This window comes from Nocardia sp. PE-7 (assembly GCF_030486425.1).
In the GTDB taxonomy this organism is placed as follows: Bacteria; Actinomycetota; Actinomycetes; order Mycobacteriales; family Mycobacteriaceae; genus Nocardia; species Nocardia salmonicida_A.
This window is the reverse complement of record NZ_CP129614.1, coordinates 2,386,902-2,403,511: the sequence shown is the minus strand read 5'-3', so window position 1 is coordinate 2,403,511 and position 16,610 is coordinate 2,386,902. Positions and strand designations below refer to the sequence as shown.

Below are 16,610 nucleotides of genomic sequence, written 5' to 3'. Positions count from 1 at the left end.
GCCTACCGGCAGACCCACAATTTCCATATCTTACCAGTGAGTAAGTTTCTGTTTCAGGCTGCGCGATGCGCCCTGCTCGCCGTGTTCTCATGGCCGTATACGGCCGTCGAGGCCGTGATGGGCCGCCCGAACAGGGCCCGCAGCGCGGCGAGCAGGAAGGCGCCCAACCCCCGACGACCCGCGGGCAGCGCGAGCACGCTGCGCACCGTGCGGGTGTCCGACGGCGTCACCGCTACTCCGGTGAATCGGTCGCTGAGCCAGTTCAAGCTCAGCGGTGTCGACAGCGGAAGCAGGGTGAGGTGTTCGCTGGCCCGGTCACGCAGGTAGGTCACGTGCGCGCCGTGCTCGCGATAGCGCTGCACGAGCGCGTCGATATCGGCCACCGAGATGATCTGGTCGTGCACGGCTTGCACGACCAGCAGCGGTACCGCGGGCGCGCGGTCGCCGAGCGTGAGATCGGCGAAGACGGCCAGCATCGCTTCCATCGCGAGGAGCTCGGCGATCGGGGTACCGCTGTGCCGGTCGACGTTGTAGCGAGCCAGCCGCACGACCGCGGCGGCGGTCGTCGACTGGGCGGCCTTGTCGAGCACCGCGCGACCTTCGTCGCTGAAATGGGTGGTGACGAGCTCCTCGAACGCCGGATACACCCGGCGCAGCGCGGCGACGACGAGTGTCGGCAGTCCGGCGTGCAGGCCGCCGTTGAGTCGATGGAAGGTCGAGACCAGATCGCCCACCGGGGAACCGAGCACCGCACCGACGATGTCGAGCTCAGGGGCGTAGGTCGGCGCCATTTCCGCGGCCCATGCCGTGGCCAGCCCGCCGCCGGAGTAGCCCCACAGACCGACCTGCGCCGACGGGTCGAGCCCGCCGGGTTCGAAGGCCAGCGCGGCACGGATGCCGTCGAGGGCGCGGTAGCCCGGTTCACGTGGCGCTCCCCACGCGCCGAGCATGCCCTCGTGATCCGGAATCGAGATCGCCCAGCCCTTGGACAGCGCGTCGACGAAACACAGGAGTTCCACGTGCGCGAAAGTGCCGATGGCGCGGGAGCCGCGTTGCAACGAATAGGAGGGAAAGGCGCGCGGCGAGATGGCGTCGATCGCGCACTGGAAAGACAGCAGTGGCGCACCGGGAGCGACACCGCCGACCGGGGCCACCACGGTGGTGACGGATGCCTCGGGCATGCCGTTGAGATCGGTCGTGCGATACAGCAGCTGCCAGGCCTCGACCTTCAGCCCGATCAGACCGAACGCGGCGAGTTCGACCGGTCGCGAACGCAGGATCGTGCCCTCGGCGAGGCTCTCGAATCCGGGCCGGGGCGCGAAGAACGGATCCTCGTCAGGGAGCACGGCCTTCGTGGGCGCCGGCCAGCTCTCGGGCCTCATGCGGTCCTGCGCGCGGGCTCGCTGCGGTAGCGCGATACCGGTCCGTCGATGCCGAGCAGCCGCCACACCCGGGTGGCGACCGGGTTCATCAGGCCGATGTCGGTGGCCAGCGCGCGCACATCGGTGAACACGTCACGCTTGATGTGTCGCGATCCGGGGCTGCGCCAGTACGCGTCTCGCATCACCTCGTCGGGAATGCCGAACTTCTCGACGAACTGCTTCGGCGGGGTCGCGATCATCGACAGCATCACCCGCATCGTGATCGGAAAGGCCACCGACAGCACGGTTTTCGATACCGGGTTCATCGACGGCACGTTGCGGTGCAGATACTCGTGCGCGAACGAGATGTGCCTGGCCTCTTCGGCCACATGGATCTCCATCACCCGATGGACCATCGGATGCAGGTCGGCGCCGCTGCGCAGCAGCGCTTTCTGCAGATGATCGATCGGCTCCTCGCCACCGAGGACCATCGTGAAGAAGAACCCGGGGAAGAACTTGACCGCAGGCGAGATGACCAGGGCGAGCGTGCGATCCACGGACCCCAGGCCCACCACATCGCGATAGCCGATGCGATTGATCATCTCCTGGAACATCATCGTGTGGTTGCACTCTTCGGCGGCCTCGTGCGTGACGTAGCGGAATTCCGGGTCACCGTTGGGTACCGAGGTCAGGTACTGCATGAGCCCGCGGATCAGCAACTGCTCGAAGTCGATGCCGACCTTGGCGATCCCGGCCTGGCGCCACAGACCCATCGCGATCTGCCGTTCGACCGGCTGCGCCTTGTACCAAGGGTGACGGCCCAGCGGGTCTTCCTCGGGCATGATCCAGCGCGGGTCGTCGGAGTGCACGGCGAACTCGGGCGAGTCCCAGTCGATATCGACATAGGGATCGAAGTGTTTGGCCACCGAGCCTTCGGACAGGCTCTGCAGGACCTCGTGGTAGCTGGACAGCGTCATCGGTGTCTCCTCGGTACGATTCACTACCCAGTTTAGTGGTACCAGCGGTACCACACAAGGGTTGACGCTACCGCGTGTTACATCTAATTCTCCGCGGTCAGTTCGGCGATCGACGTCTGCGGATCGAGCGTGACGCCGACCTCGCGCAGACTCGCGTCGATGATCGCCCAGATGGCGACCTGCAGGTAGGACGACAGTTCCGCGGCGTCCATCGGCTGCATCGACCGGCTCAGCCACCGGTTCACACTGCCGTCGACGAAGCTCACCAGGCCGAAGGCCATCGGTTCGGCGACCGCCTCCGGCGCGGACTGTGCCCGCAGCGCGCTCGCGAACACCTCGCGCACGGTCCCCGCGATGGCGATCTTGGTCCCGGACACGATGGGTGAGTTGTGATCCTTGCTGGCACCGGATCCGGCGCCGAGGAAGTAGTGCAGGCGCGGGTTGGTCGCGATCCAGCCCACGTAGGCGTCGACGGAGCGGGCGATCGCCTCGGTGACGGTGCCCTCCGGATTCAGAGTGGGCGCGAGCACGGCCATCAAGTCGTCGATGATGCGGGTGCGCAGCTGTTCGTCGAGGTCCTGGCGGTCCTTGAACAGGCGGTACAGGACCGAGCGAGGGACGCCGGCGAGGTCGGCGATCTCCTGGACGCCGACCGAGGCGCCCTGCGACTGCACGGCGTCGAGAGCGGCGGCGAGGATCAGTTCACGGCGGTCGGCGCGGTGGCGGTCCCAGCGACTGGCTCTACCGTCGGTGCGCTGTGCGGTCACATTCCTCCTGTGTTCCTGGAGCGCTGGCGCGCTCGAGTCGGGGCCCTTCGGGCCCCCGATCTTCCCTCCCTCCGGGTACTCCTTCGTCGCACCCTCCACTCAGTCCAGATCGGGGCGGGCCCCTCCGGAAAGAACCATCGGTTTCGCCGAGACCGGAGAGGCGGTTTACCGAATACAACGACGAACTGTAGTGCAGCGGGTCGGGCCCGTAGGGCACCGGTGAGCGGCGGGCGTCAGGCGATCGCTCCGGCGCGGCGCAGACGGTCGGTCTCGTCGTCGCTGTAGCCGAGTTCGCGCAGTACCGCGCCGGTGTCGGCGCCGGTGGCGCTGCCCGGGCGCGGCACCGGTGCGGGGGTGCGCCCGAACCGGGGGGCGGGCGCGGGCTGCCTGATGCCGCCGACCTCGACGAAGGCGTCACGGGCCTTGTTGTGCGGGTGCTCGTGGGCGTGCCACGGCGACAGCACCGGTGACACGCAGGCATCCGAGTCCACGAACACCGCGGCCCACTCGTCGCGCGACTTGGTGGCGAACGCCTCGGCCAGCGCGGTGCGTAGTTCCTCGGCACTGTCGAGGTCGTACTGCGCGGGCAACTCGGCCGACGCCAAGCCCAGCCGGTCGAGCAATTCGGCGTAGAAGTGCGGCTCGACGGCGCCGACCGCGACATAGCCGCCGTCGGCGCAGCGATAGGTGTCGTAGTAGGCGCCGCCGCCGTCGAGCAGGTTCTCGCCCCGCTCGCCTTCCCACAGCCCCGCGGCGTGCATGCCGTGCAGGAACGCCGTCAGCAGGGCCGCGCCGTCGACCATCGCGGCGTCGACCACCTGGCCGAGGCCCGATCGCGTCCGTTCCTGCAGTGCGGCGAGCACACCGACGACGAGCAGCATTCCGCCACCGCCGAAGTCGCCGAGCAGGTTCACCGGCGGCGTCGGCTTCTGTCCGGCCCGGCCGAGCAGATCCAGCGCGCCGGCGACGCCGATGTAGTTGATGTCGTGACCGGCGGCGTCGGCCAGCGGTCCGTCCTGGCCCCACCCGGTCATCCGGCCGTAGATCAGCCCGGGGTTGCGAGCAGCGCAGGCATCGGGCCCGATGCCCATGCGTTCGGCCACGCCCGGCCGGAACCCTTCGACGAGAATGTCGGCGGTTTCGGCTAGGCGAAGTACGACCTCCCGGCCCTCGGTCGATTTCAGGTCCACCGCGATGGAGGCGCGGCCGCGGTCGAGCACACCCGACGGGGCGAGCAGCCCCGCCGAGTCACCGACCCGGTCCACGCGGATCACCTCGGCACCGAGATCGGCCAGCACCATGCACGCGAACGGACCCGGTGCGAGACTGGCGATTTCGATCACCCGCAGACCGGCCAGCGGTCCGCTCGTCCGAGAGCCGGGAGTACTCACCCGTTCACCGCCGCATCCCGTGGCAGACCGAGCATCCGTTCACCGATGACATTGAGCTGGACCTCGGTGGTGCCGCCGTAGATGGTGGTGGCACGGCCGGCGATCAGCTGTTCCATCGCGTGGTCGCTGCGCTCGCCGGGCACCGACACCACACCGGCGACGCCCAGTTCGGCGACGACGTATTCCGAAATCGCCTGTCCCAGTGCCATTCCCAACAGTTTGCCGACACTGGACGTGGTGGACACGTCGATGCCGGACAACTGCTTGAGCACCACCCGCGAACTGATCACGTCCACCGCTCGGCTCTCTGCCATGAGTTCGCCGAGCCGGTAGCGGGCCACCGGCGAGAGGTCGCGGCCGATCGCGAAGCGCAGCAGATCGGTATCGGTGGCGTAGGCCTCCATCTTCTGACTCAGCGCCACCCGTTCACCGGCGAGGGTCGTGCGGGCCACGTGCCAGCCGTCGTCGACCTCGCCGACCACGTTCTCGTCCGGAATGAACACCTCGTCGAGGAACACCTCGTTGAACAGTGCCGACCCGGTCATCTCCCGCAGCGGACGCACCGTGATCCCGGGTGAGGACATGTCGAGCACGAAGTAGGTGATGCCTTCGTGCTTGGGCTTGTCGGGGCTGGTGCGCGCGATCAGCATCGCCCAGTCGGAGAACTGCGCGACCGTGGTCCAGATCTTCTGTCCGCTCACCCGCCAGCCACCGTCGACCTTGGTGGCCTTGGTGGTCAGGCTCGCCAGATCCGAGCCGGCGCCCGGTTCGCTGAACAGCTGGCACCACACCAGTTCGCCGCGCAGTGTCGGCACGACCAGTTCTTGTTTCTGACGGTCGTCACCGTGCGGAACGATCGCGCCGACCGCCCAGGTGCCCATCAGCAGCTGGGGCATCTGGATGCCGGAGGCCTTGATCTCCTGCGCGATCACCACCTGCTCGAGCGGGGACGCCGAGCGGCCGTAGGGCCGGGGCAGGTGTGGGAGATTCCAGCCGCCGTCGCCGAGGGCGACGAGTTGGTCGTCCTCGTCGTCGATCGCCGCGATCTGGGCGAGTTCGGCCCGGACCGCGGCCCGGATCTGTTCGGCCTCGGCGGGCAGTTCCAGTTCGCTGGACAGGGTCAGCCCCGACAGCGCGTAACCGGCCACCGCCTCGGCACGTTCGTCGCGCGCGCCGAGCTGGCCACGCAACGCCAGGGCCCGCCGGTAGTACAGGTGCGCGTCGTGTTCCCAGGTGAAGCCGATGCCGCCGTGCACCTGGATGCACTCCTGGGCGACCTGTACCGCGGCGTCTGGGATGATCAGCGCGGCGACGGCCGCCGCGTAGTCGGCGGTGTCGTCGTCGCGATCGAGGGCGTACGCGGCGTCCCACAGCACAGCGCGCGCCTTCTCCAGCGCGATGCCCATCTGGGCGCACTTGTGTTTGACACCCTGGAACTGACCGATCGGCCGACCGAACTGCACCCGGGTCTTGGCGTATTCCGATGCGGTCGACACACACCACGACATCACGCCGACCGCCTCGGCGCCGAGCACCACCGCGGCCACCGAACGCACGCGCGCCGAGGTCACGTCGAGCACCGCATCGAACGAGACCTCGACCGAATCCGCGTGCAGGCGAGCCGAACCACGCAGTACGTCGATGCTGTCCTGCACGTTGATCGTCAGATCGATGTTCTCGAAGACGACCCACCGTTGTTCGCCGGCCACGGTGACCGGCGCGATGACGACATCGGCCGACAGTGCCCCGAGCACACCATCGGCCGTGCCGCTGACGGTCAACGTGCCGTCGGTCAGCGTGCCGGTGAGGTTCGAGGTCAAGGCCACCGCACCGGTGCGCGATCCGTCCGCCAGCCCGGCGAGCCGAGCGCGAGCCGATTCCGACGTGCCCTCGGCGCGGGTGCCGGACGCGGCGGCCAGCACCGCACCGGCGAGAACCGTGGGGACGAACGGGCCGGTGTGCAGGCCACGACCGAGTGGTTCGAGTGCGACGGCCAGGGTCAGCAGACCGGCCCCCTGACCGCCGAGTTCCTCGGCGATGTGCAGGCTCAGCAGATCCTGGGCGACGAGCGCGTCCCAGTACGGCAGGACTTTGCCCGAGTCGGTGGACTCGACCGCGGCCCGAACGACATCGGCCGTGACGGTCCGCTCGACGAATCCGGCCACCGCGTCGGCGAGGGCCAGATGGTCCTCGCTGACGCCGACGCCGAGCTCATAACTGTTGCGCGCCATGGCTAGTCGGTCTCTTTCAGCTGGGCGGCCACCTCGTCGATGGTCCACGGTCCGTCGGTTTCCACGGTGCGCACGTCGTGCCAACCGGCCAGTTCGACGATCGCACCGCCCTGCACGGCGAACACCTTGCCGGTGAGCGCGCAGTCGGACGCGGCGAGGTGGGCGACCAGCGGCGAGATATTGGCCGGGGCGAACGCGTCGAACTCGCCCTCGGGCACCTCGGCGGCGAACAGCGCACCCATGCCGGGGGTCGCGAGGGTCAGTCGGGTGCGGGCGATCGGAGCGATCGCGTTGACGCGCACGCCGTAGCGTTCGAGCTCGTCGGCGGCGACCAGTGTCAGCGCGGCGATGCCCGCCTTGGCCGCACCGTAGTTGCCCTGACCGGCATTGGGCATGAACGTGCCCGAGGCCGACGCGGTATTGATCACCGAGGCCGACACGGGGGTACCGGCCTTGGACTGTGCCTTCCAGTACGCCGCGGCGTGATGCAGGGTGGCGGCGTGGCCCTTGAGGTGCACCGCGATGACCGAGTCCCACTGCGACTCGTCCATGCCCGCGATGAACGCGTCGCGCAGGATGCCCGCGTTGTTCACCACGATGTCGAGGGTGCCGTACTCGCTGATCGCCTGGTCGACAAGCGCTTTCGCGCCGTCCCAGGTGGCGATGTTGTCGGTGTTGGCGACCGCGGCTCCGCCGGCGGCGACGATTTCGTCGACCACCTGCTGGGCCGGGCCTGCGTCGGTGCCGGTGCCGTCGTTGGCGCCGCCGAGGTCATTGACCACGACCTTGGCGCCTTCGCGGGCGAACAGCAGCGCGTGTTCGCGACCGATGCCGCGACCGGCACCGGTGATGACCGCGACGCGACCGTCGAGTTTTCCCATGAGTCTTGTCTCCTAGTTGATTTCGACGCGGCCGTCGGTGATCGCGATCTGGCCCGCGGCTTCGGTCTCGAAGGCGTAGGCCCGCACGCCGGGATCGTCGGATTCGGTGGGCCAGAAGGTGCTGGTGATGTCCTGGCCGGGGAGCACCGGCTTGGCGAACCGCACGGCGAGCCTGCGCAGGCGCGCGGTGTCGCCGTCGGCGAGTTCGGTCAGTGCGGCCCACGAGGTGAACGCCATGGTGCACAGACCGTGGTTGATGATGCCGGGAAGCCCTGCCATGCGGGCGATCTCGTCGTCGAGGTGGATCGGCATCGGGTCACCCGAGGCCGGGGAATAGCGGAAGGTCTGGTCCTCGTCGATGTGGGCGGTGACCTTCGCGGCCGGATCAGCGGCCCGGTCCTCGTCGGTGATCCGGTGTGCTGGCGCGAGTTCGCCTTCACCGGGACCGGCGTCGACCTTGCGGAAGAACGCGGTCATCCACTGCTCGTTGACGAGTTCACCCGCCGCGTCCCTAGTTTCGGCATAGACGACCACCGTCGACCCGTTGGGTCGGCCCACGTAGCCGATCGGCTTGGCCCGTACCACCAGCTCGTCACCGGCCCGGATCGGCCGATGGAAGAGGAAGTCCTGCTCGCCGTGGACCAGCTTCATCAGCAGCTCCACCGGCGCGACCGACAGCGCGGCCGGCGCCATCGAGGTGAAGACCGGCACCACCGCGAACACCGGCGGGGCGATCTCGCCCGACAGGTGCGCGGCGATCGGATCATTGGTCGCCGCGGCGTATTGCGCGATCCGCTCGGCGGTGACCGAGAACCGCTCTTCGTCGGTCCACTCCCCCAGGCCGGAGCCGTCGAAGACGACTCCGGCCGATTCCGAGGTGGTCATGCGGCCGAGCCGACGAGCGCGGTGAACTTCTCCATCGACTCCAACAGATCGGCTTCGGCGTGCTTGGCCACGGCCTTGCCGATCGGGCCCACGATCATCGCGCCCTTGAAGCTCGCGTCGAACGCGGCCTCCGAGCCGGTCTCGGTGGCCTCCACCTTCAGCGCGAATTCGATGGTGACACCGGCCATTCCGGCGCCGGTGATGCGCAGGAACGAGTTCGGGACGACTTCGGCGACAGTCCACTCGATCTTGTTGGCCATGTTCATCACCGACACGACCTCGGTGAAACGCGAGCCAGCGGCGAGCTCGGCGGGCAGATCGCCGCGCCAGCCCTGGTGGATGGTCAGCCATTCCTCCCAGTTGGCGAGGTCGCTGAGCCGGGCCCACGCCAGCTCGGGGGCGACGGGAAGGGCGGTGGAAACGGAAACAGATGCCATGGGTTTCTCCTGGTGTGATTCGGTGAGGGAGGTTCAGCGGACGGCGGGACGGTAGGCGGTCACCACGACCGCGCCACCGAGACCGATGTTGTGTTGCAAGGCGATGCGCGCGTCCGCGACCTGGCGGGCATCGGCGTCGCCGCGCAGCTGCCAGGTGAGTTCGCTGCACTGGGCCAGCCCGGTCGCGCCGAGCGGGTGGCCCTTGGAGATCAGACCGCCCGACGGGTTGACGACCCACTGGCCGCCGTAGGTGGTGGCGTTGTCGTCGACGAGCCGACCGCCCTCGCCCGGCGCGCACAGGCCCAGGGCCTCGTAGGTCAGCAGTTCGTTGGTGGAGAAGCAGTCGTGCAGTTCGATCACGTCGATGTCGGCGGGGCCGATCCCGGCCTGCTCGTAGACCTTGCGCGCCGCCGTGCGCGACATGTCGGCGCCGACGAGGTTGATCGCGCTGTTGGTGGAGAAGGTGGTCTGCAGGTCGGTGACCATGGCCTGTCCGACGATCTCGACCGCGCGGTCGGCCAGATTGTGCCGGTCGACGAAGTCCTCGTTGGCCAGGATCACCGCGCCGGAGCCGTCGGAGGTCGGCGAGCACTGCAGCTTGGTGAGCGGACCGTAGATCTGCTTGGCGTCGAGCACTTCTTCCAGGCTGTATTCCTTCTGGAACTGCGCGTACGGGTTGTTCACCGAGTGCTTGTGGTTCTTGACGCCGATCTTGGCGAACTGCTCGGCGGTGGTGCCGTAGAGCTCCATGTGCTCCTTGCCCGCGGCGCCGAACATGTACGGCGCGGGCGGCATGGCGAACTCCTGCAGTTCGGCCAGCGCCAGCAGGTGCTTCATCATCGGCTGCTCACGGTCGTCGTAGGTCGAACCGAGCGAGCCCTTCTGCATCTTCTCGAAGCCCAGTGCGAGCGTGCACTCGGCGAGGCCGCCGCGAATCGCCTGCGCCGCGAGGTAGAGCGCGGTCGATCCGGTGGAACAGTTGTTGTTGACGTTGATCACCGGAATGCCGGTGAGGCCCAGCTCGTAGACCGCGCGCTGGCCCGAGGTGGACTCGCCGTACACATAGCCGACGTAGGCCTGCTCGACCTGGTCGTAGTCGATTCCGGCATCGGCGAGCGCCTTGGTCCCGGCTTCGCGGGCCATCTCCGGGTAGTCCCATTCCAGCGAACCCGGCTTCTCGAACTTCGTCATGCCGACGCCGACGACGAACACCTTCTGTGTCATGTACGCACTCCCGTGTGCCGTGTGTCCCGGATACCTGAGACACGGTGTCCATGTAATTTATGTTGGACACGGCGTCCAGGTCAATACCCTGGGGAATACAGCCCGAACACGACAAGGGCCGCACCGGTGACGGTGCGGCCCTGGTGGGTCAGATCAGCGGAGTCAGCTCTGCTGGCCGAAACGGCGTGGCTTCTTCGCGCCCATGATGTCGGTCCACCACGATTGCAGCGGGCTCGGTTCGGGCCAGTGGACGGTCGGGTCTTCTTCCTCGGGGTCGGCGGGTGTCATGTCGGGCGGGTCGTCGTCGAGATCGCTGGTCATGCAGGGCTCTTCCTCGGATCGATCGACGGCGCCGCTGCGGCAGACGAGACTAAGGAATGGGAGCCGGTGACTCGAGGCCGAGTGCGGCGACGACGCGTTGGTCGCCGCTGGTCACGGCCGACCTGTATCTGTTCCACCGTACACGGCGAGGGTAAACCGCCGGTATCGATTGACGAGCCCTACACCACAATGCGAGTCACGTTCTGCGGCAACCCCTTTGGTGCACTCGGCAATTCGCACTGCTAACGTGTCCGGCATCGCCGAAACGCCGGGCAGCGAGCCCGGAATCGACCGAACTCACGCGCGCGGTGCCGAATTGTGGTGCGGCGCAGTTCTTGTGAGGGCAGGGCGTCGGCGAGAAGTCTCGTCGGAGGGACCGGCGAGGACCCGGCCACCACGGCTCTTCGGTCGGTACAAACGACAAAGGAACCGATGACTCCGACGCTCGCGGTCTTCTTGTTCTCCCTAGCAACACTGGTCCTGCTCGGCGCGGTCGCTGTCGCGCTACAGGCCCTGCGCACCGAACGTCAGATCCGCGGTCGCCTGGTGGCGGCCGAGCGCGATCTCCATGCCAAAGACGCGGCGATGAAACAGATGTCGCTCGCCCACGCCGAGGAACTACGTGCGCGAGAACACGAGACAGAACTCGCCGAGCGGGCCGCCGAAGAACGCATCGCGGCGCAGGTCGAGGCGGCACAGGAACAAACGCGCGCCCAGGTCTCCGCCGACGCGCGGTCCGCCACCAGTAACGCGGTCCGCGCCTTCGGCACCACCGTGGTCAGCCTCGGCGCCGACGTCGGCCAGGTCGTGAGCAACGCGCTGCGGGAGAACCGCAACGACGAGGTCTACGCGACGCTGACCCGCATCGATCACACGGTCCAGCAGATGATCCGCCAGGCGCAGGCCTACGTCATCGTCTCCGGCGGGCTGCCCGGCCGACGCTGGCCGCAGCAGACCGTGGGCGACGTGGTGGGCGGCGCCACCGGTCGCGTGCGCGACTATCTGCGCGTGCGCACGGGCAACTGCGATCTCGTGGTCATGAGCCGGGCGGTCGAACCGCTGGTGCACACAGTCGCGACCCTGCTCGACAACGCGCTGCGCTACTCGCCGCCGTCGTCGTTCGTCGACATCTCCTACCAGCAGGGCCACCACGGCGTCACGGTGATCATCGACGACGCGGGTGTGCGGATGAGCCGCGAACAGATGGAGGAGGCCCGCCAGGTGCTCTCGGGTGAGCGCCTCGTCGACATCAACGCGCTCGGCCCGTCCCCACGGGTGGGGTTCCCCGGTGTCGCCGCGCTCGCGCGCCGCTACGGCTTCGCCGCCTATGTCGACGGACCCAATATCTACGGCGGCACCAGAGCGATGGTGTTCGTTCCCGCCGCCCTGCTCGTCACGGCCGCCGAGGCGCACCGCCCCAAGCATGCCGAGGCACCCGAACCGGTAGCGCCGCCACCACCCGTTTCCGAGATCAGCGCGTCGGCGCCCGAACTGGACGTGGCCGAGCTCGACCGCACCACCGGCGGGCTGCCCAAACGCACGCGCCGCACCGTCGCCCCCGCCGACGAGCGCGTCGACACCGGCGAGGTGCTGGCCCGTCCCGAGCTCGCCGCGGCATGGCACAGCGGCTCCAGACACGGCCGCGCCGCGGCCGCACGCTCGACGAAAGGGCATGACAGCTGATGAGTACTCCGATCGCGAACAGCACCAACCGCCTCGCGTGGCTGCTGGACGACCTGGCTCTCGACGGCGTCCGCTTCGCGGTGTTGTTATCCGAGGACGGTCTACGCGTGGCGCATTCCGGGAGTATCTCCATCGATGACGCGGAGCGTTTCGCGGCCGCCGCGTGCGGGCTGCGTTCGCTGGGCAAGGTGCTCGGCGAGTTCTGCGGTGGACTCGCGAACACAGTGCGCCAGAACATGACCGAGTACGACGAGGGCATGGTCCTGATCACGGCCGCGGGCGCGGGCACCCTGCTCGGGGTCGCCACGACCGGCGATGTGGACCTCGCGCTCATCGCCCATCGCATGAACGAGCTGGCCGCCAGGGTCGGCCACGAACTCGGCGCGTCGCCGAGGCACCGATCCTCGAATCAGGAGTACTCGCTGTGACACTGGATATTTCGCCGGACTCGCGCAGCGGCCAGGACCGGGTGCCGCTGTACTCGCCGGAATTCGCGGCCGACCCGCAGAGCACCTACCGCGATATGCGGCGCCGCTTCGGTTCGCTGGTGCCGGTCGACCTGGTGCCCGGGGTACCCGCCACCCTGGTGATCGGCTACCGCACCGCGGTGCAGATTCTCAACGATCCCGACCATTTTCCCGCCGATCCGAAGATGTGGCAGCGCGACATTCCCGACGACTGCCCGGTGCTTCCGATGATGCGCTACCGCCCCAACGCGATTCGCACCGCGGGCGCGGAGCACACCCGCCACCGGCAGGTCACCGTCGCGGGTCTGGCGGGGGTGGACCTGTACCAGCTGCATCGCACCGTCGAGCAGATCGCGATGCCGGTGATCAACTCCTTCTGCGCCGACGGCAGCGCGGATCTGTTGAGCCAATACGCCTTTCCCGTCATCTTCGCCACCATCAACGCGATGCTGGGTGTGCCCGCCGATATCGGCGGGGACATCGCGACCGGCATGGGACAGATGTTCGAGGGTGGCGACACCGCGGCCAGCGGCACCAAGCTGATGGAGGACGCGCTCTACGACCTGGTGCGGCTCAAGCAGCGTGAACCCGGCGACGATGTGACAACCCGGTTGGTGCAGCATCCGCAGCGACTCACCGACGAAGAGTTGATGAACCAGGTGCTCACGCTCTACGGCGCGGGGATCGAACCGATGCTCAATCTGATTCTCAATACGGTGCGGCTGATGCTCACCGATCAGCGTTTCGCGGGCAGCCTGCTCGGCGGCAGCCTGTCCACGCGCGACGCTCTCGACGAGGTGCTCTACACCGACCCGCCGATGGCCAATTTCTGCACCACGTATCCGCGTCAACCGATCCTGGTCGACGATGTGTGGCTGCCCGCGCATCAGCCGGTCGTCATCAGCATGGCCGCGTGCAACAACGATCCCGCGATCGGGACCGGCGATTTCCTCGACAACCGCGCGCACCTGGCGTGGAGCACCGGCCCGCACGGCTGCCCGGCGAAGTCACCGGCCTACCTGATCGCCCAGGAGGCCATCGACCAGCTCCTCGACGCGTTGCCGGAACTCGAGCTGGCGGTCCCGGCGGAGGAATTGGTCTGGCGGCCAGGGCCTTTCCACCGGGCGTTGGCGGGCCTGCCGGTGATGTTCCCGAGCACCGCTCCCCTGGTGGTACCCGGCCTCTGACCGCCGTGCTCGGCCGACCCGATCGGGTCGGCCGAGCAGGTTCGGCGCTAGCCGCCGTGGACGTAGGCGGGCAGGTGGCGGTGACCGTTGGAGATGAAGCTGGGCACCGTGCCGAGGTCGGCGACGGGAGCGGCCAGCCTGAGGTCGGCGAACCGTTCGAACAGGGCGGGCAGCGACACCAGCGCCTCCAAGCGGGCCAGCGGCGCACCGAGGCAGTGATGCGCGCCGTAGCCGAATGCCATGTGCGACTGCTTTTCTCGGTTGGGATCGAACTCGTCGGCGGTCTCGCCGTGCAGCTTCGGATCACGCGCGGCACCGGCGTAGCTCGCCAGAATCGGGTCGCCCTTGGCGATCTGCACACCGTCGATGTCGATGTCGTCCACCGCGAAACGCAACGGCAGGTGCGCGACCGGCGACTCGAAGCGCAGCGTCTCCTCGACCAGATCGGGCCAGGTGATCGTGCCCGCGCGCAGGCCGTCGAGCACATCGGGCCGGGTGAGCAGCGCGGTGATGGCCTGGTCGAGCAGGTTCACGGTGGTCTCGTGACCCGCCGAGATCACCAGCAGCAGCGTGCCGACGAGTTCTTCCTCGGTGAGCTGGCCCTCGTCCTCGTCGCGCTGGACGATCAGCAGGCTGGTGATGTCGTCGCCGGGCTGTTCGCGCCGCAGCGCCACCAGCTCACCGAGGATCCGGTACATCTCCATGTAGTTGGCCTGTGACTGCTCAGGGGTGAGCGTGGTGTCGAAGATGCCGTCGACGCACGTGCGCAGGCCGGGGTTCAGCGACTCGGGCACGCCCATCAGCTCCGAGATCACCTGGATCGGCAGCGGGTAGGCGAACTGCTCGCGCAGGTCCACCGTCTGACCCGCCGGGGTCCGTGCCAGCTCGTCGAGCAGTTCGTTGGTGATGCGCTCGACCTGCGCGCGCATGGCCTCGGTGCGCCGCGCGGTGAAGGCCGGCGCCACCAGCTTGCGCAGCCTGCGGTGTTCGGTGCCGTAGGCGGTGAACATGTTCGGCGCCGAAACCCACAGGTACAGCGGCCAATCCGGGGGGATCTCACCGGCGACGAAGGCGGGCCAGTGCCGGCTCGCGTCCTTGGATACCCGAGGATCGACGAGCAGCTTCTCCAGCAGCGCGGCATCGGTGATCGACCATGCCTGCACCCCGCCGGGCAGTTCGACCCTGGTGGCGGGACCGTGGGCCCTGATCTCGACGATCTCGCCCTGAATGTCTTGCCCAGTCGGATCCATTACGACCCGATTCGTCACCGTTTCCACTGCGAAACCTCTCGATCACCCGGTGCCCCGCGGACCCCGGTTCTCCGCGATCGCAACGAAACATCTTGCTGGACTAGACCTTACGGTCCGTTAGCGATGCTACCGGCCGAACGTGTCCGTCGCAGTGAACATGTGAAATGCGGGGCACGCGGTGAGATCGGGGCTATCGTCGCCGCAGGAGGGGATACCCAGCGACCAGCGGCGGGGTCACTTGGGCACGAGCACCCCGGTCAGATCGGCTTCCCGGATGGGGGTGTCCGGGTTGGCCTGCGCTCCGCACATCAGATCGATGGCGGCGACGGAAAGATCGATCTGGCTCGCATCCGGCTTCGCGTCGTTGCCACGCTCCTGTTCGAGGAACTTGGTCACCGTCGTCCGCCGGTCGTCCGAGCTCTGGGCGGTGTACTCGCTACAGGGGGTATCGCCGCCCTTGTTGACCGCCTTCTCCACCTGGTCACAACCGGTGCCGAGTACGGTGATCGCGGCCGCGGTGAGCACGGTGGCCACAACATTTCTGCGCAGTGTCGTCATGTGACGGCTTTACCCGATTTCGGCCGATGAACGCAGCCGAGGGGTTCGGCTGATTGGACCGACCGTTTCGGCATGAATCTTGTACTGTCGCAAACAGATCAGATGCTATGTCGCTGGTGGTTCTCCCCTGGGCGGGGCGCGCCACCGTCAAAGTTGCAGAGGAGCAAGGTTATGGCCGACGTGCAGACACCCGTGATCAGGACCGACATCCCCCACTCCGCGCGGATCTGGAACTACTGGATGGGCGGTAAGGACCACTACGAGATCGACAAGATCGCCGGCGACGCGGGACTGGCGGTCGACCCCGACATCTCGACCATGGCCGTGCAGTCCCGACAGTTCCTGATCAGGGCCGTCCGCTTCCTGGCGAAGGAACGCGGCATCAAGCAGTTCCTCGACATCGGTACCGGCCTGCCGACGATGCAGAACACCCACGAGGTCGCCCAGGGCGTCACCCCGGAGGCCAAGGTGGTCTACGTGGACAACGACCCACTGGTGCTCACCCACGCGCGCGCACTGCTCACCAGCACCACCGACGAAGGCGTCACCACCTACATCGACGCCGACTTCCACAACCCCGAGCAGATCGTCGCCGATGCGCGCAACGTGCTGAACTTCAACGAGCCGATCGCCGTGATGTTCATGGGTGTTCTCGGACACGCCCAAACCTACGACGACCTGCTGCGCATCGTGCGTACCGTCATCGGCGCGGTGCCCTCGGGCAGCCACCTGATCTACTGGGACGGCACCGACGACAGCAAGGCCTACGTCACCCTGTGCGAGAACTACACGGGCACCGGCGGCACACCGTACATCCCGCGCACGCAGGCCCAGATCCGCGGCGTCTTCGACGGTCTGGAAGTAGTCGAACCGGGCGTCGTCTCGATCACCCAGTGGCGTCCGGAGACCACCGAGGTAGGCCAGGTCCTCCCGATCTCGGCCTACGGTGCGGTCGCCCGCAAACCCTGACCCACGCCGTGGACGGCAGCG

The 16,610-nt window shown here is 67.8% G+C and carries 16 protein-coding genes; 4 read left to right on the top strand and 12 right to left on the bottom strand.

Annotated elements, in window-relative coordinates:
- Positions 1-53 precede the first annotated feature (53 nt).
- From QX204_RS11235 to QX204_RS11190, 10 genes are all read right to left on the bottom strand, one after another.
- Positions 54-1,382 carry a lipase family protein gene (locus QX204_RS11235; RefSeq protein WP_301906616.1) on the bottom strand — a complete coding sequence of 443 codons (1,329 nt, stop codon included), beginning with the start codon at positions 1,380-1,382 and terminating at the stop codon, positions 54-56.
- Positions 1,379-2,338 carry an AurF N-oxygenase family protein gene (locus tag QX204_RS11230; RefSeq protein ID WP_301906615.1) on the bottom strand — a complete coding sequence of 320 codons (960 nt, stop codon included), beginning with the start codon at positions 2,336-2,338 and terminating at the stop codon, positions 1,379-1,381. Before QX204_RS11230 ends, QX204_RS11235 begins: the two co-directional genes overlap by 4 nt.
- 83 nt (positions 2,339-2,421) lie before the next feature.
- Positions 2,422-3,105 (bottom strand): TetR/AcrR family transcriptional regulator, encoded by a 684-nt coding sequence (locus tag QX204_RS11225; protein WP_301906614.1) that lies wholly within the window; start codon positions 3,103-3,105, stop codon positions 2,422-2,424.
- 233 nt (positions 3,106-3,338) lie between these two features.
- Positions 3,339-4,496 (bottom strand): CaiB/BaiF CoA transferase family protein, encoded by a 1,158-nt coding sequence (locus QX204_RS11220; protein ID WP_301906613.1) that lies wholly within the window; start codon positions 4,494-4,496, stop codon positions 3,339-3,341.
- Entirely contained in the window at positions 4,493-6,727 is a 2,235-nt protein-coding gene (locus QX204_RS11215) for an acyl-CoA dehydrogenase family protein (RefSeq protein WP_301906612.1), read from the bottom strand. Before QX204_RS11215 ends, QX204_RS11220 begins: the two co-directional genes overlap by 4 nt.
- Before the next feature lie 2 nt (positions 6,728-6,729).
- Positions 6,730-7,608 (bottom strand): SDR family oxidoreductase, encoded by an 879-nt coding sequence (locus QX204_RS11210; RefSeq protein ID WP_301906611.1) that lies wholly within the window; start codon positions 7,606-7,608, stop codon positions 6,730-6,732.
- 12 nt (positions 7,609-7,620) lie between these two features.
- On the bottom strand, positions 7,621-8,493 hold the full coding sequence (locus QX204_RS11205; RefSeq protein WP_301906610.1) for a MaoC/PaaZ C-terminal domain-containing protein: 873 nt from the start codon (positions 8,491-8,493) through the stop codon (positions 7,621-7,623).
- Positions 8,490-8,930 (bottom strand): type II toxin-antitoxin system Rv0910 family toxin, encoded by a 441-nt coding sequence (locus QX204_RS11200; protein WP_301906609.1) that lies wholly within the window; start codon positions 8,928-8,930, stop codon positions 8,490-8,492. The genes QX204_RS11205 and QX204_RS11200 overlap by 4 nt, the downstream gene beginning before the upstream one ends.
- A gap of 33 nt (positions 8,931-8,963) precedes the next feature.
- Positions 8,964-10,154, bottom strand: coding sequence for a lipid-transfer protein (locus QX204_RS11195; RefSeq protein WP_301906608.1), 1,191 nt, complete (start codon positions 10,152-10,154; stop codon positions 8,964-8,966).
- 162 nt (positions 10,155-10,316) lie between these two features.
- A complete protein-coding gene (locus QX204_RS11190; RefSeq protein WP_156677555.1) occupies positions 10,317-10,475 on the bottom strand; it encodes a hypothetical protein in 159 nt (52 codons plus the stop codon).
- Between the two features lie 432 nt (positions 10,476-10,907).
- Here QX204_RS11190 and QX204_RS11185 point away from each other — a divergent pair, with 432 nt between their 5' ends.
- Genes QX204_RS11185 through QX204_RS11175 form a run of 3 tightly spaced genes read left to right on the top strand, consistent with a single transcriptional unit; the run spans position 10,908 to position 13,812 of the window.
- Positions 10,908-12,158 (top strand): ATP-binding protein, encoded by a 1,251-nt coding sequence (locus QX204_RS11185; RefSeq protein ID WP_301906607.1) that lies wholly within the window; start codon positions 10,908-10,910, stop codon positions 12,156-12,158.
- Positions 12,158-12,586 carry a roadblock/LC7 domain-containing protein gene (locus tag QX204_RS11180; protein WP_301906606.1) on the top strand — a complete coding sequence of 143 codons (429 nt, stop codon included), beginning with the start codon at positions 12,158-12,160 and terminating at the stop codon, positions 12,584-12,586. Before QX204_RS11185 ends, QX204_RS11180 begins: the two co-directional genes overlap by 1 nt.
- On the top strand, positions 12,583-13,812 hold the full coding sequence (locus tag QX204_RS11175; RefSeq protein WP_301906605.1) for a cytochrome P450: 1,230 nt from the start codon (positions 12,583-12,585) through the stop codon (positions 13,810-13,812). The genes QX204_RS11180 and QX204_RS11175 overlap by 4 nt, the downstream gene beginning before the upstream one ends.
- Positions 13,813-13,859: 47 nt before the next feature.
- Here QX204_RS11175 and QX204_RS11170 read toward each other — a convergent pair whose 3' ends face one another.
- Both QX204_RS11170 and QX204_RS11165 read right to left on the bottom strand, forming a co-directional pair.
- Complete coding sequence (locus QX204_RS11170; RefSeq protein WP_301906604.1) at positions 13,860-15,062, bottom strand: cytochrome P450 family protein; 1,203 nt, start codon at positions 15,060-15,062, stop codon at positions 13,860-13,862.
- Between the two features lie 234 nt (positions 15,063-15,296).
- Positions 15,297-15,620 carry a hypothetical protein gene (locus tag QX204_RS11165; protein WP_301906603.1) on the bottom strand — a complete coding sequence of 108 codons (324 nt, stop codon included), beginning with the start codon at positions 15,618-15,620 and terminating at the stop codon, positions 15,297-15,299.
- Positions 15,621-15,791: 171 nt separating this feature from the next.
- On the opposite strand from QX204_RS11165, the gene QX204_RS11160 reads away from it, so the two are divergent.
- On the top strand, positions 15,792-16,589 hold the full coding sequence (locus tag QX204_RS11160; RefSeq protein WP_301906602.1) for an SAM-dependent methyltransferase: 798 nt from the start codon (positions 15,792-15,794) through the stop codon (positions 16,587-16,589).
- Positions 16,590-16,610 lie beyond the last annotated feature (21 nt).